The organism is Sphingobacterium puteale, from assembly GCF_050986225.1.
In the GTDB taxonomy this organism is placed as follows: Bacteria; Bacteroidota; Bacteroidia; order Sphingobacteriales; family Sphingobacteriaceae; genus Sphingobacterium; species Sphingobacterium puteale.
In genome coordinates this window covers 1769532-1789732 of the sequence record NZ_CP158959.1, presented here as the reverse complement: position 1 = coordinate 1789732, position 20201 = coordinate 1769532, and the positions used below count along the sequence as shown (strand labels likewise).

The following is a 20201-nucleotide window of genomic DNA, read 5'->3' as shown; positions in this document are numbered from 1 at the left end:
TCATTGTACAACAGGTCTTTTTCATTTGTGATATAATCCGTCAGTCTAATCGTACCCTGATTATTGGCAGTAAGAAACTCAACATTTTCCAGTTTTAGGCCTATGAAGTTGCTACATTTAGCTGGACATTAAGTTAAGAGAATTTAATAAATTAACATCATGATAAGTGAAGCAAAGGAACAAGGACTAAATCAGCTTAACGCATCTAAAAGTAACTATACCTGATATGACTAAATACAATAGCCACCCAGCGTTTTTACTAGGTGGCCTCAGAGACTCTTAAAAACAACTGATCAGCTATCAGTTTTGTAAATTTGGATTATTATTCAGTTCGTTTAGGGGAATTGGAAATAAAAAATATTTGCTATTTGGAGATAAGCTGGATCCATCCGGAAACTTGAGAATATAATGTCCCATTACAGCTACAGTCTTGCCGGCATCATCCAAAAAGGTCTCATTGGCTTCGCGACGTACAGGCGCCGTCTGTGTCCGAAGAATATCGTAAAGACGGAAACCTTCACCCCAAAGTTCTTTGCGGCGCTCCAATAAAACTTCCTGTACCGCCTTTGCCTTATCGAAATTTGCGACATCAAGATCTTGCAGAGTCCGTTTACGTCTTAATTCGTTTAAGAGGTCTATAGCCCCTTTTACATCGTCCAGGCGAGCTCGACTCTCCGCTTCGATAAGCAGCTGCTCTGATGATCGCATTAAAACGATATGTCCATCGCGATTGGGATGTTTATTTCTAAACTTACGATAGCGATAGGAGCGATAGATCGCCTCAGCAGGTTGCCTGGCAATCTCAAAGAGCGATTTACGCACATCACCAGCTGTAAATAAGCTGATAAAATTGGGATCGGGAATAATGCTATTATAACCAAAATATAGGTTTACACCTTTGGCATCTGTCGCATAGGGAGTAGTCTCAATATAAGCTAAGAAAGAAGCTCCACCCAAATTTTGGGTAGCGGTCTGAGGATGTCCCCAGATCCACTCCGGATTACTGACATCGTTAAATCCTTCCTTGTACTGCTCCGCCGTCATAATCGGATAACCAGTACGTGCTTTCGCTGCGTAATCCCGTGCTTGGGGCCAGTTTTCCTGTGTTAAATATGTTCTGGCCAGTAGACCATAAACGACATTGAGGTCGAGTCTGTTCTTCACTTTTCGCTTGAAACCTACCAATAATTTTTCGGCTTCTTTCAAATCGGAAACAACCTGTTCATAAACCTCTTTTACTGTTGCCAGAGGTCGGGGAACCGTCGTTGGTGTCGTCGGCTCTGTATAAATGGGTATTGCCTTGGCATTTGGATCTTTCACGTAGGTAAACTGATACTGACGTACGAGATTGAGATAATTGAGTCCCCTCAAGGCATAGGCTTGCCCCTTGAGGTGTTTTAGAGTTTCTTTACTGTTATCGTCAATTTTTATATTGGCGATCAGATTATTGGCATGGTCGATAGATTTATATTGCAAGGTCCAAAAGAAAAGCGCCCGTCGGGTGGTATTGTCAAATGGGTCTTTATAGGGATATGAGTCCCGAAAACCATAGCGGCCATCCCGTGCTATAGCGTCCTCTCCCATCACTTCATGAGTGAGGAATATGGTCGGGAGACCAGGATTGTCTTGAGAGGTGCTATTTTCCATCAAAAAACGGATTGATCCGTTGATAAAGGCATCAATATTATTCTCAGAAGAAAACACCTCAGGAGTCGTAATCTGGGTAGCGGGAGCAGTCTCAAAGAAACTGTCACGACAGGATGAGAGTGCCAATAAAGGAAAAACAATGGTGATATATTTTAATTTCATGGTAAATTAAATATGAGTGTTAAAAAGAAACATTTAGGACGAGTGCATATGACTTCTGTGCCGGGTAGCGATAGTAGGTTACTCCACCTACCGTTTGCTCTGGATCGAGGCCCTGAGTCCCATAGAACGTCAATAAATTTTCTCCTACAAAACGTATCCGGACATCGGAAAGAGCCCAATTTGACACCAAGTTACGCGGAAACGTATAGCTTAAACTCAGATTCTTTAGGCGTCCATAGCTTGCACTCCGTAGAAAACGCGTGGAGGGGATAGTATTCCAGGAATCGCTCACGTATGACAATCGGGGGAAATCGGTCTCTCTATTTTCGGGCGTCCATCTATTGAGGGCTTCCTTAGACCAGCTTCGTCCCGGTGCTGACCCCACATGCATTATCATGGGTTGATCACCATCAAAGATTTTCCCTCCCAGACTATAGGATAACAAGAAAGATAAATCTATTCCTTTGTAACTAAAGCTATTACTAATACCTCCATAGAGATCTGGCAATGAACTTCCTTCAAAATAAAACGACGCTTCATTTTGATTCGTTGTCGTCGTTCGCCCGCTTATATTTCCCGATGCATCTTTTATATCCTTATACCAGGTTGCCTTCCCAGTCTCCGGATCTACTCCGGCCCATTCCTTGATATAAAAGTCATAGATGGAACCACCTTCAACCATTTTTTTTGTATTGCCATACTGTCCAATGGACCCAGTGAGAATTTCCTTTTGTGGCAGTTTGGTGATTTTATTCTTGTAGTGCCCAACATTTGCCGTAATAGACCATCTGAAATCTCTGTTTCGAATAGGTACACCTGTAATCTGCGCATCAATTCCGCGGTTGCTCAAGGAGCCAATATTGGCATCGATCCCGCTATAGCCAGTAGATGGTGAAAGTGGCTTTTGGAAAAGCAGGTCTTTAGACTGCCGGTCATAGACATCAATCTGTGCTACCAACCGATTGTTGAATAAAGCGATATCAGCACCGATGTTGAGATTGAGATTTGTCTCCCATTTTAGGTCTGGTGTAGGCAAATCGGAAGGCAAAAGTCCGAGATTGTCCAAACTGTTATAAATAGAATAAAATCCGCCGTAGGCGTAATTACCGACTTTATCATTTCCCTGGGCTCCATAACTCGCCCTTAAATTCAGGTTGTTAATCGTATTGATTTCTTTCAGGAAGGATTCTTTTTTCACGTTCCAGGCCGCACCGACAGACCAGAAATTGCCCCAACGTGACTGCTTACTAAATCGTGATGAACCATCTCTTCGATAGCTCGTCGAAAAGTGATAGCGGTCAAGATAATCGTAATTTACCTGCCCCAACCAGCTTGCAAGCTTGTAATCGGAAGAAGTCCCATTAAAAACACCGCTCAGCGTACCTGCGGAAGGCTCCGTTTTACCAAGTACCTGAAAGCCTGTTCGGTTACCCGATAGCGAAGAAGCTCCCTCCACGTAGATTTCGGGACCGACCAAAGCACTAATGCTATGCTTATTACCAAAGGTCGTCGCATAATTCAGAAAGCTATTGACCGTATAATTAAGTGTACGGCTCGAACTTCGGCTTGCGGATCCCGCTCCATCTGTAAGGACACCTGTACTATAGTACGAATGCGAATAGGTATGCGAACTTGTGTTTCGGTAGTCGATATTGGCCGAGGTCTTCAAAAATAAATTGTCTGTAAATGATATTTTGATATTGGTACCCAACAAAACTGATTCATTGTTGGTACCGGAAATTGCATTTTCAGCGCTGCCTAAAATATTTGAACCACTCGCGGCTGTGGTTGGGCGCCATAGCCCATAGTCCCAGATTTTATTGCCTTGTTCATCCAGCACATAGCTGCCATCAGGATTGCGCTGATAGACGGGATACAGATCAGACACCAAACGCTGAAAGTTAGCGAAGTTGCCCGTATTGCTGTCACTTTGTGTAGGTGCACGTTGGAAACCGGACGACAGGGCAACATTCCCGCCAACTTCAAACCAGTTGTTGACCTTTGACTGTATATTTGTGCGGAAATTATACCGCTTGAAATCAGCTGTGCGAATCCACCCCTGCTCATTGAGGTAACCGGCAGAAAGATAATAACGTGTGCTAGCCCCGCCGCCACTCAGACTAAGGTCATATTGCTGGCGTACCCCCTTTCGGGAAATTGCTTTTCCCCAGTTATCGTTCCAGAGTGGTGTTGCTCCCGCAACAAGCTTTCCATCGAGCCCCACGGGCTTCGGATAGTTAGTCCCAAAGATGTTTACTTTAAGCGCTCCGTCCACTAAATAATCTGTAGCATACTGGGCAGCATCGTCAGCGGTTTTCCCTTGATCGAGCTGTGTATTACGGATTGCTTCCCATTGCAATTCGTAGTATTCTTGCTGGGATAGGTATTCATAATCTTTCACTGCCCTACCGGTATAACCGTAATTGGCCGAAAAATCAACAGCAGTCTTGCTGTTCAGTTCACCGGATTTTGTCGTGATCACGATGACGCCATTTGCACCCCGGGAGCCATATAGTGCGCTTGCTGTCGCATCTTTTAAGACCGAAATGGAGAGGATATCTTTTGGATTGAGACTATTGGGATTGGCTCCGGGTGTACCATCTACGACATAAAGTGGTGCTGTGGATGCGTTTACTGAGCCTACCCCCCTGACAAATAGTTCGGCGTCACTCCCCGGCTGACCTGCCGCGGCAATGGATTGTAGTCCGGGTACTGTCCCCTGCAATGCTTTCCCGATCGTCGTAATCTGTAGATTATCCAGTTCTTTACCACTTACTGTAGCGACAGATCCGGTATAACTTGATTTTTTAGCGGTAGTATAGCCTACAACGACGGTCTCTTCAAGTGTATGATCCACAGGTTCAAGTTCAATAACCACTGGAGAGTGATTTATAACCAAGGTCTGACTTGTATACCCCACAAAAGAAATCGTAACCGTGAATGGCAATTTCTGTCCGGTTACAAATTGAAATTTCCCGAATTTATCGGTGGTTACATGGTGGGTTACATCCTTTAGACTTAAGGTTGCACCAGAAAGTGGCTTTCCGCTGGCGGCGTCCTGTACAACACCACTGAGTACAGCATTTATAATGGATTTTGTTTGCTCCTGTGCGAAGGAAGGTGCCACAGCTCCAGTCCCAGCTAACAAAAGAAGCAAATAAAACAAGCTTGATTTTCTCATTGTTTTTCTGTTTGATGTTTTTTTGTTTGTTCTTTACTCGCCGTAGATTTCCTTCAATTTCTGCAATAGGGCATCGCCTTTAATGTTGCGGGCCACAATAATGCCATGCTCATCGATAAGAAGGTTGCTCGGGATAAAGCGGACACCATACAAAGCTGCCGCTTCCGTATCCCAGAACGAAAGATCAGAAACCTGAGTCCAGTCCAACCCATCGTCTTTAATGGCTTTTAACCAGTCTGCTTTTTTCTTATCCAGCGATACGCCAAATACGCTAAATCCACGGCCTTTATATTTCTGAAAAGCCGCAACGATATTAGGATTTTCCCGACGGCAAGGACCACACCATGCTGCCCAAAAATCAAGTAGCACATATCCTTTACCAAGATGCTCACTGAATCGTATTTTATTTCCCTCGGGACCGGTAGATACAAAGTCTAAGGCTTTATTGCCTGGCAACACGGCACGCTGTTTTAAGATCAAATCTTTCAAGATGCGCACATATTGTGTTTGCTGTAATGAAGCATCCAACAACTTTATATGCTCTTCGAGTTCGTCCGGTGACAGATTATAAGAATAATTGCGAAACAATGCATATGCAGCGACAATAGATTTGGGATCCGCTTCAATAAACTGCTTGGCAGTATACTTACGTTGCTCTTTATTTGCATGCTCAAAATAAGCTTGGGCTTTTGATCCTTTCACGGTCGCATGAACGCCATTTTCTCCAGACTGGATGAATACTTCTATTGGAGCGTCCTCCAAGAAAAGCTGGACAGGATAGCTTTCCTCATTCAACTTCAGACCATAGAGTTCGGGTAACTGTACTTTAGTTCCAAAACTAAATTGACCTTTGTTGACCAAGGCTGAATCAATCGTTTTAAATACTTTATTGTCGTATTGTTGCAGGTATATTTTACCTTCTTTCAATCCTTCTATTTTTCCTGTTAAACGCAGTGCTGCTACTTTTTGGGCCGATGCCTGTGTGATAAGAAATAGCATCGAAACAGTAAATAATGTGAGTTTATTTTTCATCTATTTAAATTATTTAGGAGTGTCTTTGATATAAATGGAACCGTTTATCTTCTTACCCCAGATTGGAGAACCTGTCCAAGCAAAACAGCATTGGAGAAGCTCCGAGCATTGCCAAAGGAAATGCCCCGAAACAAGGGATCGTCAACAAAGTATACAATGCGTCCATTCCCGCTATTTTCTACGAGGATGCTAGCTGTGCCTGCGATGTTTTTTTGGTTTTCGGCCGATGCGTAACCATTTAATAAGGGAGACTTGCTATAAATTGCTACATTATTGTAGGCCTGGTCACCCCGCTCAACAAAAAGAGTGTGGTTGCGATAGACAGGTTTTGTCCTCTGTGTGTAACCATAACCGATGGGGTGTGTTCTATCAATTTCAGTGTTAAAATAGGTTCCACCAATACGCTTTGTTCCTTCCCGACTTTGAGCGGAAGCATAATCAAACCGTTCCTTTGTTTTCGTTGTTTTTTCTTCTTTCCGCTTTACACTATCGCTCCTTCCGTCAAGAAATTCAAAAGAAGCAATCTTCTGTCCTGCAAGCCATTGACCGGTACGTCCAAAAGCAATTAATGTTCCTCCATTTTTTACCCAAGCCCGGATACGCTCTATAGCTGCCGAACTCAATCCTGCATACTCACCGCTGACCAACACAAGTACCTGATAGTCCTCTAGGTTTACACGACTAAACAGATCAATATTTAACCGTAAAATAGGCTGTTCCAATTGGCGCTCAAATGTATACCACACTTCACCGGCCTCATAGGCACTAATCCCATTTCCGGTCAAAAGCAATGCATTTTGAGGTACGAGGCTTTTAAATCCACTACTTCCAAGATCTATTCCCTTCGCGCTGTATCCGGTGGAAGCAGATACAATAGTTACATTTCCCATTGCATTCAATTTCCGTAAGAAGTCAAATAATTCATCCGCTGAGATGGACTGGCCATATATTGGAATCAACAGGCTTCCATAATCAAACCCAATTGTCCTGCCCTGATCAGACAGTTCAAAAGGACTGCCAGCGGACTTCACAAGGATTCCGCGCTGTAGCAATTGGGATAATAACCAAGGTGCTCCCTCCTGCCGCCAGTCTACGAGATAGGCATAATTGCTCTTTGTCAATGCAACAGGGGGTATATTGGTGGCAGCACTTCGATCAGTATCTCCGTCGTCTAGCGCTTGTCTAAGACCAGCATAAGAGAAACCATAGAGATAGGCAATAGAATTGCCGGAGCCATCATAAAAAACGCTATCCACATAGGTCTTTGTCTCGTCAAAGATGACTTTGACCAGCCGATAATTTGCCTGTGCCGTCGGAATAATGATTGAGGTTCCTTTCTCAAAATCTTTACCATCTACCTTACGGTCACGATTGTTCGTTATGTAATGGATTTGATGCCTGGTAAGAAGTTCTTTGAAATGTGCCGCTGTGTTATTATTGTATTTTAGATCCACCAGATAACCTTTGATTGGATCTTTTTGGGCCAATTCGAAAGCGGACTGGAAGAATTTCAATTGGTTTTCCAGAAGCTCCGTACGATGATCAATAGATGCACCAATGCTCGCCAATGCTATTCTGAAATGATTTCGAATAGCAAAGGGATAAGTTAGATCGCCATTATTTGTCCTCTGAAAGAGCCCCCTTGGACTTGCCTGCTCAAAGAGAATTCCCAGGCTTCCGACATGATCAGGGTAGGTAGATCCATAGGTTGGATTGATATTGTCAAATTGCTCTTTGGTGAAATAAAAAGATCCAATTTCATCCAATGCTTTCGCATAGTAAGCGGCAAATTTCTGATTTAGCTGATAGGTACCTTTAGGGACTAAAGGAGATTCTTGAGCATCTTGCTTTGTGGGTTCGAAAAAGAACGAAGATGCTGCACCCATCTCATGGAAGTCGCCCTGAAAATGAGGCAACCAATGTTGAAAATAGCTGACGCGCGCTTTACTTTCGGGATTTACCTGATTGATCCAATCGCGGTTTAAGTCAAACCAATAATGATTTGTTCGCCCCCCGGGCCAAGCTTCGTTGTGCTCTCTATCCAAGGCATTTCCGTTTGGTGGAAATGTTGCATTAGCATTGACCCAATTGACATAACGATCATAGCCATCCGGATTACGGACCGGATCTATAAAAAATATTCCGTTTGCAAGTGACGTCGCGACGATAGGATCTTGGGACGCTGCCAGATAATAAGCGGTTAAAATAGATGCTTCGGCAGCGGAGGTTTCGTTACCATGCACACTGAAACCCAAAAACACCAAAGCGGGCTGTGCCTCCTTGGACACTATCCGGTTATCTTTTGCATTGTTAATCGTTTCAATATGCTGTTGACGAATTTGTTCGCTATTGCGTATATTATCGGGTGAAGAGGCTTTCAGTACGACCAATGGTCTACCTTCCCAGGTACGACCAATCGTATCTATCTTTATCCGGTCGGAACGTTGCTCAAGGATTTTAAAATAATCAACAATCTGGTCATAAGGGGTATGACGATGACCTATTTGATGATTGAAAAATTGACTTGGTGCAGGGATGTTTGCTGCAAAACGGCTTCCAGCCGGAAAATAATAATCTTTTTCCAAGTTTTGCCCGCCGGATTCATTTTGAAAAACTTTGGGAACTGAGCCCCCCTGGGCAGAAGCAAAAGGAATACTGCTCCACAGAAAAAAAAGCAATAGCGAACACTGGAAAAATACCTCGTATTTTTTCATAGGGATGAATTAGTTTAATAAGTGAATACTAACAAGTAGGATGATGCTACTTGTGGTGTGATGAATAATAAGAGAACCGCGATCCCATATTATGCATTAGAAGGCTCTAGAAGAAAAAACTTATGCGCAATAGCGCATTCGAAATGTAATAAGAATAAATCGAATGTTTTTCAGGCTGTGAATGACGGAAAAGGTTGATCTCTGTTGTCTCATTTGAACTTTGTTTTTGTTAGGTTGTATCGCTGCCAACGCCAATTGATATACGATTTGGTCACAAATATAAAACATCCTAACAAAAAATACTACTAAATTAGTAGTATTTTTTTTATTCATGGCCAAAATTACAACAACTCATCGTAAACAAACCGCATCGATATTGTTTTCCAGATCGTCTTTCCATGGATCCCCGGAGTTTGAGTATTCATCCATTCTTTTGAACTATACGGCTACAGAATTTGCGACACTAAAGGATCTACCTCTGATAGCTACATCTTTAAATGTGGTTCTCTGAGAGTTGTAATCTCCCTTAAAAATCGTTACACTTGTCAATGTAGTTTGATAAATTGATGAAAACGGAAAAATAGTGCACCGTCAGCCAGTTAAGAAGTGCCTGACTGGCAGTTGATAGTTTGAGGCTGTCACCCTCTTTGCGGTAACTAGTGCCAGATGAAAAGTGGCCCGCTTGTAGCGACGGCAGAGCTGCGTATCAAAATCTACGGCTTTATTTCTTTGTATGTCGGCTGGAATTCGCGATGCCATTTCTCCAGTTTATTATTCTTAAACCTAAATAAATAGAATTCCTCGTCAAAAGGAACATTCCGGTAGGAAATAACTTCGATAGTATCCGTAGCGTTTGCTTCTTTTTGCGCAATTGAATAGGATGATCCAAGAATATTAACAACTTGCAATTTAGACATCCCCAATTCAAGCTGCTCCATTTTCGATTTTCTCATTGTGGCAATGCGTGTACCAGAACAAGAAGATAATACCACAGTTAAAAGACTAAAAATGGCTATTAAGTTATTCTTCATCTATCTAATTTAAGAAATAATTTCATTAAATTAGATCAAGGGGCTGCTTAAAATCTAAAGATTATGATGAAGAATATAGTTGTATTAGTGGTATTCCAGGTATTTGCCACGACGTTCTGTAGTGCACAGGTTGACTCTTTCGCTCAGGAAACGGCAAAGGCTTCCTCCAGACAACAAGAGGTAATCAAAAAAGCTGACAATTACACCATTCAGCGACTTATTATCTATAAGGGCAACCAAATTTTGTTGGAAAAAGGACAGAACGGTTGGATGACTCCGGCGCTACGCTCAAACGAAAATCAGTCATTAAAAGAAGGTTTGGACAGTCTGGCAAAAGCTATCGGTCTTACGGTTAAAATAGTAAAACTTTCGGGGGTCTATACCTATAAATTTAAGAACCTGCCGGACCACAAAGAAGTTTCGTATAGAACGCATTACACAGCTAAATATCTTAATGGGGAAATTATTCAACCTAAACAGCCTGATAGAGAATATAAGTGGTTTGCCATAAAAGATGTTGTTAACAACATTCGTAATGAAGCGCTAAAGAAAGAAACCGCACAAATTTTAATGTACCCAAACACACTTTGGGGAGGTTCATTTTTACATACTTTCAAAGATGGGGAATTTGAAAGCGTGGTCATGACAGAAGACTTTTATCCATTAAGTGATCAATAAAAATGAATATTTTATGAAGTATTTTCATATTATCTCATTTTTGATATTTTTCGTTCTAATGGGATGCCAAGCTAAAAAGCAAACGCCGGATGATGTCATTAATCGCTATTATCGGAACGGAAAGTTCAACGGCAGCATATTAGTCGCTCAAAATAATCAAATCGTTATTGATACAATTTTCGGATACCGAGATTTTAATACCAAAGCTGTTCTAACAAAAGAAACCCCGTTATATATTGCTTCATTAAGCAAAGCCATTACTGCCATTTGCATTACTCTTATTATAGAAAAAGGCCTTCTTTCGTTCGATGATAAAATAGAAAAGCTCATTGATAATCTTCCCGCTTATGTTCATGGCATTACCATAAAGCAATTGCTAAATCATACATCGGGGATAAGAGATTACGAAAATCTGCTCATCAAGGAAGGACTGACAAACAGCGATGTAATCCATTGGCTTCATAGTCAGGATGGTTTAGCATTTGAACCCGGAACAAAATTTCAATACAGTAATTCCGGCTACATCATTCTGGCATTAATTATTGAAAATATTTCTAAAATGTCCTATGGACAATTTTTGACAACCAATATATTCAAACCTCTACAAATGTCTCACACAACTGTTTATGAGGAAAATGCCAGTATTCCCAATAGGGCTATCGGGTATAACAGAAATAAAATAGTGGATGACTATTCCATCCTGACAACAGGAGACGGCGGCATTTTTTCTACGGCAAATGACCTGTATAAATTAGACAAAGCATTAAGGGCTGATCAATTATTATCAAAAAAAAGTACGGAGCTACTCTATCAAACACCTATTTTGAAAAATGGCAGCAATTCTAAATATGGCTTAGGTTGGTTTATTGAAAAATCCAGTGGGGTGATGATTGCCCAACATACAGGCGGGCTGGCGGGTTTCAGAAGTCTATTTTGGAGAGATTTAAAAAACAATAACACCATAATTGCCCTTACAAACCAAGGTGATGCCTTCCCGATAGTTGATTTTCTGAATGATATAAAAAATACATTGAAATAGATATATAATTATCCGTCGGTACACCAAATGGCTGAGGCATTTACGACATTAGAAACATTATGAAGAAGTATGTATTGTTGGTATGTATTTTAATTCACCAAATTAGTTTTAGTCAGATTAAAACATTTAATGGTGCTCAATTAACAGTGGTTGATTTTGAGAAAAAAATAAAAATTGCAATGGATTCGTTACAGGTTCAGGGCATGTCCATTGCTATTATCAATAACGGAAAAGTTGTATTTAATAAAGGATTTGGAATAACAAATATCGTTTCTAAGAAAAGGGTAACCCGATCGACCTTTTTTGAAGCAGCATCTTTATCAAAACCTGTTTTTGCCTTCTTCATACTTAAATTGGCTAAACAAGGCAAACTAGACATTGACAAACCTTTATTTGAATATTTGGCAGCTGATAATATCGAAGACGAGCGTTACAAAAAAATTACAACGAGAATGGTTTTAAGCCATACAACCGGCTTGCCCAACTGGAGCGAAACCAACGAAAAAATGCAATTACAATTTGACCCCGGAACTCAATTCTCCTATTCAGGCGAAGCATATGTTTATCTTGCCAGAGTGATTGCAAAACTCAGCAATAATACGTTCAGAAACCTGGATGCTGTTTTCCAAGATATAGTCGCAAGAGAACTAAAGTTGAAAAACTTTCATTTTATACTCACACCAAAGGTTGAACAAAATCTGGCGGATGGTTATCAAAAAATGCAGTATGTAAAAGACGAAAGAGACAGAAGTTATTTTGATCCTGCAGGTGGTTTATTTGCAAATACTACAAATTATTCAAAATTCTTGATCTATTTAATGAACCGTAAATTTGATTTTAAGGAAATGTTTGAACCTGTAATTTCTATGGACAAAAACAATCCGGTAAGGAAATACTTCGGAGTTGATGCATGGACTTTGGGCATGGCTGTTGTGAGATTAAATGATACAGTAAATTATTGGCACGGAGGAAATAATCTGGGGTACACTTCTTCATTTAGGATTGATCCTGACAAGAAGTTTGGCTATGTGTATTTTACAAATGAAGATCAATGCAACGAAATGAAAAAAATTGTAGAAAATATATTATGGAAATAGCGAATTGCCAAATAATATCGTTATGGCAACTATCCGAGGAATATTGGCCAATCGTAAGGGATACTTGTGATTGCTCTCATTCGCCAAATGAACAGTAACTTTTCCCTAATAGGAATGCGTTGCATGTTTTTTTTAGGAAAACGATAGCGTCATAGCCTGCTGTTTCCCCTGAGCCTACATTTCGCAGTTTGAGTTTACTACATTTGACTGCACATTAAGTTAAGAGAATCGAATAACTTAACAGACTTATGTCAAGAGAAAGAAAAGTTTATACCAAAGAGTTCAAATTGATGAGTGTTGAACTGAGTAACATGTGAAGCGAGCTTAGTATCTTTAATTTCTTAATCTGGCAACACTTCCTGTAAGATGATTCTATTAAATTTTTCTGGTTCTACAAATGCTGCATAATGCCCTGAGTTTTCAAACCAGATGAATTGTTTTTGAGGCGCTTTTAATTTCCTGAAAAATTTATATGCAAGTGTGGAGGGGGCATTATAGTCACACCGACCGGCGATAAAGTAAACGGGAACTTTTACTGCCGGAACCGTTTTAAATAAATCTATCTGCATTACTTCATCCCAAATTGCATTCATTGTAAAGGCTTGCCCCTTGGCTATCAGGCTATCTTGATAATATTGCTCGGCAAAGGAATCCATATTTTCATAGAGCTTACCAACATTGCTGCCTTCGCAAAAATCACCATGAAAGTGTCTGAGCCATTTTCTTGATAAATACAGGTCTGATAATTCATTTTTGGAGCGAGACGGATAGTGCTTACGGAGCTTTTGCAATTGAGCCATTGCTACACTATCTTTTTTCAATGTGGCCTGTTGAATTGAATAGCCTAGCGAAACCTTTTCATTCAAATACATATTGGTGACCTGTCCCACACCAATATAAGCCTGAAATAGCGATGGATATTTTTGAATCAGATGCATGCCCATAATAGAACCAAAAGAATAACCAACCAAATATATTTTATCTTTCTTAAAACGCTCTTTAAGGATCAGTATTAAACTTAGCGCATCATCTTCAAGTTGTTTAATGGTTATGCTTCCGGGCGGTAGTGTATCGTTGTAAGATAAGCCTGTTCCCCTTTGGTCGTAAGTAACCACCGTGAAGCGCTGTTCCAATTCCTTATTGTGTGTTTGCCAAAAATAAAAATCGGAAAAGCCGGGACCACCATGCAATATTAGCAAAACAGGATTTAATGAATTACTACTTTTAATAAATACGCCGTGTCTGACACCATTTAATTCGATACGATTGTACTCCTTGATAGAATTAATCTGGGCTGTACAAAACTGCCAGCTGATTGGGATCATTATCAAAACTATAAGGAATTTTTCTTTCATCTTATTCATCTAAAGTGCAAATAGAAACATACACAAATCTTTATTAAATACTTACTGTTTTACCAGATTTTGATTAAATAGCCATTCCGCTTCCACCAACTACTTTTATGCCGTCGGGAAACTTTTTCCAAAAACGTATATATCTATATTTAGCTTCAAAAGGCTTATTATTATAGTCTCCTTTTAAATCCATCTGCAAAACAATAACAGCCAAATCCGCTATAATATTCAGTTCTTCTACTTTGGGAATGATTTCCTCGACTTTTAAATTTCCCTCGCGATAAGTTTGCAAATCTATTTCCTTCGTTATTGTCTGACCACTGGGAACTACAAAAAGTAAATCAGTATGCAATAGGTTGTCGAGTATTTCCGTATCATTATTTTTGATGGCTCCGTAAAGTATGTTCTCGAGATTTAAAATTTCATCCTTTGTTATCATTTCTTATTCATTATTAATATTCATTAAACTTCTGCTTGAGTTGATTGCCTGTCGTAGGTATTGTATAAATTTTCTGGAATTTCTGCGAGTGTCGATTCATGTACTTTATCGCCAAGTGTATAAAACTCCTGAAAACTCATAATAAGAGGTTTCCACTTATCGGGATCAACCCGATTTGAATGATTATCCATAGTAATTGATTTATCCAAAAATACCGTGTTTATCTTTAGTTCAAATGTGATAATCTTCCCTTGCTGTAATGGTTGATCCTCTGCCATTTTATGAATGGCCATGACAACAGCTTCCATTTGTACAGGGCACTCGTTAACCCGGGTGGCGTTGATGGTTTCGGCCGGGGTTCCTGTCAATCCGGCTATTTCAAATTTATTTTTTTCGAAACGATACCCCTTTAATATTTTAGACGGAGGAACAGGATTAGACCCCGTTGTTCTGGCCAATAGGTTCACGGCCTTTGCTTCGTTTACCGATGGCAGGTTTAAGACGGCCTCTTTGGTTTCCAAAAGGTTTTGGGCAGTTTGAGATGAAGCCCCAAGCCCAATGATGCACCTCCAACCCAACCAGAAAATCGAAGATATAGGCGCAAGATTAGCTGTATCATCGGGATTTTTAGTACTGATAAGTACTACTGGTGTGCCGAAGTATAAAATGGAGGGATAACTTTTAATATGCATGTATTGTACCTTTTAAGATTTTTACTGAGCTTTTATGTTCTTTTTAAAATTAACGATATCCGACATTCATTAAAATCCGTTTCTTGCGTAATCCAATTATTTCAAGTCAATTACGGAATATGCTTTAAAATCCTTGCCCTTACTCCTCGACAGCCTGATAAATATCTCTTTCCATCGAAATGCCATTTTGTTCTAAAAACGCGGGCATATTAATACCTGCATTTTGCATCTCCTCCCGTATGACCAATCTGGCATCATCCATGTACTGCCGATCTGACCAGATGGCAACCGTAATGACTCGAAGATTTCCACTATCGCTTTTCTGTTGAAAGATTTCATACTTTACAAAGCCGGGCTGCTGCCTTAGTGTATTCCTGATGAAAAGTGATTTTTCGGAATACGCCGCGATAGCTTTTTGGGGAATGCTAATTTTATCAATGACGGCCACCTGTTCTGTAACAGTGTGCTCTTCTCTGTTATTCTGTTCCATTTTGAATTGATTTTTATGTTGACCAAAAGTTTTCATCGCCATAAGGATAGACACAATAAGAATGATGGTTTTTAATGTTTTTTTCATAGGACTTGTATTTATTGTTTCCAGTTCAGGTTACCGCTTTTGTCAAACATTTCGATAGACGGGTTGCCTAGACTATCAACCTTTAGAATAATCCGCGGTATTTCGTTGTTATCCTTCATCACCAAAGCCGCATTTCCATTTTCAGTAAGCAGGTTGATCCGGTTGATGTTATGGCCGGGTTTACCGGACAGGTCTTTATCGTTAATCAATAGACCGGCCCTGAAATAGTTGTCGTGTTTATTGTCCTGCGCCAGTATACCGATGGCATCGGCATTCTGATAGTCAAATGCGAGCGCGTTCAGGTTGGTCTCCTTGTTATCGGTTATGGCAAGACCTCCTCTTTCGTCGCCGTTCTTGTCATAAAATATAAGACCTGCCGGTGCGTAAGCTCGTTTATAGGTTTTTCCAGCAACGATGGGTTGTGGAATATGGTCCGTGTTTGCAATAACGATTCGATTTTTTCCCGAAGCATCATTAATATTTATTCTTTCCGCATTAATGTTTTGCTTGTTGTCTAAGTATAAGTAGACGATACTCGCCATAAAAATGATATTGGAGAGTATAAGGGCGGATAATAATCTTTTTAGCGATTTGGAAATTGTTTGCATAATTTAGTATCTTTTTAGTTCGTTTTCTGTTTATTCTAGCGTTTTTTTGTACTGATCACAATCCTGTTCCAAGCATTTATGGTAACAACTGCCATGATGATTTGTGCAATTTGGTTTCCATCAAAAAGTTGTTCGGCCTGTCTGTACGTTTCATCGCTTAACCCATCTTGGCTGATTAAGGTCACCTCCTCGGTTATGGCTAAAATTGCTTTCTCTTCTTCGGTAAATAATCCGGTTTCTTTCCAGGCGTTGAGCAGAAAAATTCGCTGTGCGGTTTCGCCATGCTTTAATGCATCTGAAGTGTGCATATTGATACAAAAAGCACAACCGTTGATTTGTGATGCGCGAATTTTAATCAGATAGAAATGCGTTTTAGAAAGCCCCGAATGTTGCAGGTAATTTTCCAGAGCGAACATTGCTTTGAATGCATCCGGCTCCAGCTGTTGTATGTCTATTCTGTTTTCCATATTTATTGGTCTTGTGTATGATTATTTAGCTTTTAAAAGCACCATCTTTATTGCCAAAATAGTCAATATACTGGCCATGAACCACTTTTGTACTTTTACCCAAAGTGGATTTTTTGTAAGGAAAGAAGCCATTTTTGCGGCGGTCATTACAATAATAAAATTAATAGTGAAGCTAATGATAATCTGTGTAATACCCAATATCATGCTCTGACCAAATATGGAACCATATTCGGCCTTGATAAATTGAGGGAAAAACGACAGGTAAAATACAGCCATTTTGGGATTCAACGCATTGGTAAAAAAGCCCATCAGGAACAGTTTTCGAGGCCTATCTTTGGGAACATGTCCATTCACTTCGAAAAATGTCTTGTCATTGGGTTTAATGGCCTGATATGCTAGGTACAACAAGTAAATAGCGCCCAAAATTTTCAGTATCCCGTATGCAAAGGGAACAGCCAATAATATAGCCGTCAACCCAAATCCTGCCAGGACGATATGAAATAGAAAACCATTTATAACACCTAACAGGGAAACAAGCCCGGCTGTTTTGCCTTGCGTGATACTTCGGGAAATAAGATAAATCATATTTGGCCCCGGACTGATAACCATCAGGAGGGCTGCTAAAGCAAACCACAAAAGTTCATGAATAGGAATCATCGTTGATTAAATTTAAGCTATGATTTTTTGGATATCAAATTGTCAAGTGAATATTTTCCGCTGCCCTGGATGAATAGTGCCAGGCATAAGCCAATCATCAGCAAATGATATTCGAATCCCTCGCCCTCCTTGTCACCAAACCAGTTCATAAAAAAGCCATGCTCAAGATGGCCTGCCAATAAAATTATCCCAGTAAAAAGACCTGCCATTGCGATCGCCCAAAAACGTGAGGCAAAGCCTATTATAATAAAAACCGGCGCAAAGAACTCAATTAAAATCACTAATAGCCCCACCAGCCATGGCTGTCCCATCTGTTGCAAATTTTCCAAAGTTTGGATAAACCCAAAGCCACCAAACCAGCCCAGCATGGCCTGCGCTCCGTGTGGAAACATAACGATACCTATTGTCAGACGAATAATCAGACCTGTATAATCATTGTGTGTACTAAAAAAATTCTGTTTCATCATTTTATTCTTTTTTATTCTAGTTCATTTCATGTTTGCATTCAATTATTGAGGTTAATGCAGGAAATTGCTATTGTTTCCCTAATAGTTCAAATAAACTCGAAAATCCCAGCGTCCCATGCCCGTCAGCTATGCTACGGTCCATAAGGTTCTTGATTTCTTGCATACGCAGAGATTATTGTCTAACAGGCAAATCACAATCGTGTTGCTGGCAGCAACTGCTCCAACAAGGGTTTCTGCAGTTTTAGCTCCTACTCGGATCAACGGTTTACATTTGTCAATATTGCGATTCCGATCCAAGTACCGTTACGCTCTTCCTTTTGTTGTGAGGTGTTTCTGTTTTGTTGTTAACGATAGTCATCTTTAATTGTATTTTAAAAGTTCTTTTAGAATACTCTTCGTACAAAAAGTCCAAAGTTACTGTAGTGTTTAGTATGTGGTCCGTATTGGTCAAAGTTTATACCCAAACCGTATTGTACATCTTTATTGTCCACTCCTAATCTTGCATATTGCACACTCTTTAAGTGCCCATTCCAATGCATTGAAGTAATATATTGAAGCTGCAAACGCGCATAAAGATTGAAATCCTGATTTTTGCTACCTTGATATTCCACAAAACCAAACAGCTCAAAACTGGGTTTAGACCAAACATCAATCCTCGTAAAAATGAGATACGATATATCATTTTTTTTATTGAAATACCAAACAAAAGCCGAAGGCACAAACCGATTTCCCGGTGCATAAATAGAACCCAAACCGGTTGACCAGCGTTTACTTATTTCGTATGTAAGATAGGATTGGCTCATCACTTCGATCCCACGTTTTTTGTGGTAAGGAAGCAAAATAGAAGACGTATTAAAAAATCCAAACGGCTTTTCCGCAATGATTTTAGCGGAAAACATATGCTGATAATAGTAACTCGAATGCCCTACAGTGATTTCTACGGGTATTTGCGCTCCGCAATGCAAATACCACATGCTGAAAAACAAGCAGGCCAACAAGTGTTTTATTATCGTGGTTTCTTTCATCGTTTCTTTTTGATCTCCTTGTGTTTGCCCAGCTGTGCCGGAAAATGATTACAGTCAGCCACTGTTTAATTTATTGACAAGTTAGAAGCTGAAAACGTGACAACTTATTTAGGGTAATTTTCTTACTTAACTAAAGAAACACTGATATGCTACGGGGCATTTTCGACAGCGTTTTTGATCCCGATAGAACATGATAGCTAAACTTTGTTGTACATTTTTTCACACCATACAAAGATATGAAGGAACCTGGCCGTCAACACAGTAAGTATCACGGTAAAAAACGTAGTTTTTTCTGTTTTTGATGTAGAACCCGCGATTACTTTGGATTTTCAACCGTATTTTTGAATTCGGAGGGGAGCTGACCTTCATAGCTTCTGAATGCTCGGGAAAAATGAGAAGAGTCTGTGTAGCCAAGTTGAAACGACACCTCCTTGACAGACATATTCCAAAAGCTCAACAGGTACTTTGCTTCCTGCATGATATGAAACTCAATCCATTTTTTTGCCGAAAGCCCGGTGTATTCAACTAAAATTTCGCTCAGGTATTTTGGTGATATATGCAACTGTTCCGCATAAAAAGCAACATCTTTATACTGCGAGAAATTTTTTGAAACCAATTCCCTAAACTTTACAACGGTATGTTCTTTACCGTTGAGTTCCTTTTTATTGCCCCGATAAAGGTTCCAGAAATATTTCTGTGAAATAATCAGGATTGAATATAGTATTCCCGATACTGCTTCGGGCCTATCAGCAATTGCCCGAAGCGTGCTGAAAAGCTGTTGCATTTCCTCAAATTGCCTTTCGGAAAGTTGGATTACACTCTTTTCATCGGGGCAAAAAAACTCAAGGGAATAGAAAAATGACCTGCTAAAATTATTTACAAAAATATCATCATAAAAAAATAGCGTGTCATTTGGGGGGAAGCTGGTATTGAGCCATTGACAAGTCATTCCGGGGCCAATCGTTAACAGGCTTCCACATGTTAAATCATAATCAGTAGTGCCTATCCTGATGCGAGCCCCTTCACCGTAGTAGAGACCGATAGTATAAAAGTAGTTTTTAAAGGGACGGGTGATTTGCAATTCTTCCAAGCACGTTTTTGATGCCAAATAATAAGGCGCCGTATAGCCTTCATTTTTTTGAAACCTTAAATATCTGAGCAAATCAAAGTTATCTGAATGTTTGTGTTTCATAAGGAAGATGTATAAAAATTAGTATAGTCCCGGGAATGCTGCTCCGTCCAAATTGAAAATTGACAATTATGAAATGTAAGGTTAATTTTCATATCAGACTTCGTATATCAGGAAATACTAAGATACAGAATTATTGTTACT

General features: G+C 40.0%; 18 protein-coding genes. 3 read left to right on the top strand and 15 right to left on the bottom strand.

Going from position 1 to position 20201, the window contains the following annotated elements; translation table 11 throughout:
* Positions 1-300: 300 nt before the first annotated feature.
* From ABTV71_RS07360 to ABTV71_RS07340, 5 genes are all read right to left on the bottom strand, one after another.
* Positions 301-1809, bottom strand: a complete 1509-nt coding sequence (locus tag ABTV71_RS07360) for a RagB/SusD family nutrient uptake outer membrane protein (protein WP_433902712.1) — start codon at positions 1807-1809, stop codon at positions 301-303.
* Between the two features lie 19 nt (positions 1810-1828).
* Positions 1829-4990, bottom strand: coding sequence for a SusC/RagA family TonB-linked outer membrane protein (locus ABTV71_RS07355; protein WP_433902711.1), 3162 nt, complete (start codon positions 4988-4990; stop codon positions 1829-1831).
* Positions 4991-5023: 33 nt separating this feature from the next.
* A complete protein-coding gene (locus ABTV71_RS07350; protein ID WP_433902710.1) occupies positions 5024-6022 on the bottom strand; it encodes a DUF4369 domain-containing protein in 999 nt (332 codons plus the stop codon).
* A gap of 44 nt (positions 6023-6066) precedes the next feature.
* Positions 6067-8736 (bottom strand): M14 family metallopeptidase, encoded by a 2670-nt coding sequence (locus tag ABTV71_RS07345; protein ID WP_433902709.1) that lies wholly within the window; start codon positions 8734-8736, stop codon positions 6067-6069.
* A 713-nt stretch (positions 8737-9449) separates the two neighbouring features.
* The gene (locus ABTV71_RS07340; RefSeq protein ID WP_433902708.1) at positions 9450-9767 is read right to left on the bottom strand and encodes a hypothetical protein; all 318 of its coding nucleotides are present in this window, start codon (positions 9765-9767) and stop codon (positions 9450-9452) included.
* A 63-nt stretch (positions 9768-9830) separates the two neighbouring features.
* On the opposite strand from ABTV71_RS07340, the gene ABTV71_RS07335 reads away from it, so the two are divergent.
* From ABTV71_RS07335 to ABTV71_RS07325, 3 genes are read left to right on the top strand one after another with little or no spacing between them, the layout of a single operon-like run.
* Complete coding sequence (locus ABTV71_RS07335) at positions 9831-10445, top strand: hypothetical protein (RefSeq protein ID WP_433902707.1); 615 nt, start codon at positions 9831-9833, stop codon at positions 10443-10445.
* Between the two features lie 13 nt (positions 10446-10458).
* Positions 10459-11484 (top strand): serine hydrolase domain-containing protein, encoded by a 1026-nt coding sequence (locus ABTV71_RS07330; RefSeq protein WP_433902706.1) that lies wholly within the window; start codon positions 10459-10461, stop codon positions 11482-11484.
* A gap of 59 nt (positions 11485-11543) precedes the next feature.
* Positions 11544-12581: a serine hydrolase domain-containing protein gene (locus ABTV71_RS07325; protein ID WP_433902705.1), complete on the top strand. Its 1038-nt coding sequence runs from the start codon at positions 11544-11546 to the stop codon at positions 12579-12581.
* A gap of 341 nt (positions 12582-12922) precedes the next feature.
* Here the strand turns inward: ABTV71_RS07325 and ABTV71_RS07320 are convergent, their stop codons facing one another.
* The 10 genes from ABTV71_RS07320 to ABTV71_RS07275 all read right to left on the bottom strand — a co-directional run bounded on the left by ABTV71_RS07320 (position 12923) and on the right by ABTV71_RS07275 (position 20060).
* Complete coding sequence (locus tag ABTV71_RS07320; RefSeq protein ID WP_183078755.1) at positions 12923-13936, bottom strand: alpha/beta fold hydrolase; 1014 nt, start codon at positions 13934-13936, stop codon at positions 12923-12925.
* A gap of 73 nt (positions 13937-14009) precedes the next feature.
* On the bottom strand, positions 14010-14375 hold the full coding sequence (locus ABTV71_RS07315; RefSeq protein WP_433902704.1) for a nuclear transport factor 2 family protein: 366 nt from the start codon (positions 14373-14375) through the stop codon (positions 14010-14012).
* A 23-nt stretch (positions 14376-14398) separates the two neighbouring features.
* On the bottom strand, positions 14399-15067 hold the full coding sequence (locus ABTV71_RS07310) for a flavin reductase family protein (protein ID WP_433902703.1): 669 nt from the start codon (positions 15065-15067) through the stop codon (positions 14399-14401).
* 139 nt (positions 15068-15206) lie between these two features.
* Complete coding sequence (locus ABTV71_RS07305) at positions 15207-15644, bottom strand: hypothetical protein (RefSeq protein WP_147430478.1); 438 nt, start codon at positions 15642-15644, stop codon at positions 15207-15209.
* Between the two features lie 11 nt (positions 15645-15655).
* Positions 15656-16252 (bottom strand): hypothetical protein, encoded by a 597-nt coding sequence (locus tag ABTV71_RS07300; RefSeq protein ID WP_147430480.1) that lies wholly within the window; start codon positions 16250-16252, stop codon positions 15656-15658.
* 35 nt (positions 16253-16287) lie between these two features.
* Positions 16288-16719, bottom strand: coding sequence for a carboxymuconolactone decarboxylase family protein (locus ABTV71_RS07295; protein WP_433902702.1), 432 nt, complete (start codon positions 16717-16719; stop codon positions 16288-16290).
* Positions 16720-16740: 21 nt separating this feature from the next.
* Positions 16741-17376 carry a LysE family translocator gene (locus ABTV71_RS07290; RefSeq protein ID WP_433902701.1) on the bottom strand — a complete coding sequence of 212 codons (636 nt, stop codon included), beginning with the start codon at positions 17374-17376 and terminating at the stop codon, positions 16741-16743.
* Between the two features lie 17 nt (positions 17377-17393).
* A complete protein-coding gene (locus ABTV71_RS07285; RefSeq protein WP_433902700.1) occupies positions 17394-17843 on the bottom strand; it encodes a DoxX family protein in 450 nt (149 codons plus the stop codon).
* A 383-nt stretch (positions 17844-18226) separates the two neighbouring features.
* The gene (locus tag ABTV71_RS07280) at positions 18227-18868 is read right to left on the bottom strand and encodes a hypothetical protein (protein WP_433902699.1); all 642 of its coding nucleotides are present in this window, start codon (positions 18866-18868) and stop codon (positions 18227-18229) included.
* Positions 18869-19184: 316 nt separating this feature from the next.
* A complete protein-coding gene (locus tag ABTV71_RS07275) occupies positions 19185-20060 on the bottom strand; it encodes a helix-turn-helix domain-containing protein (RefSeq protein WP_433902698.1) in 876 nt (291 codons plus the stop codon).
* Positions 20061-20201 lie beyond the last annotated feature (141 nt).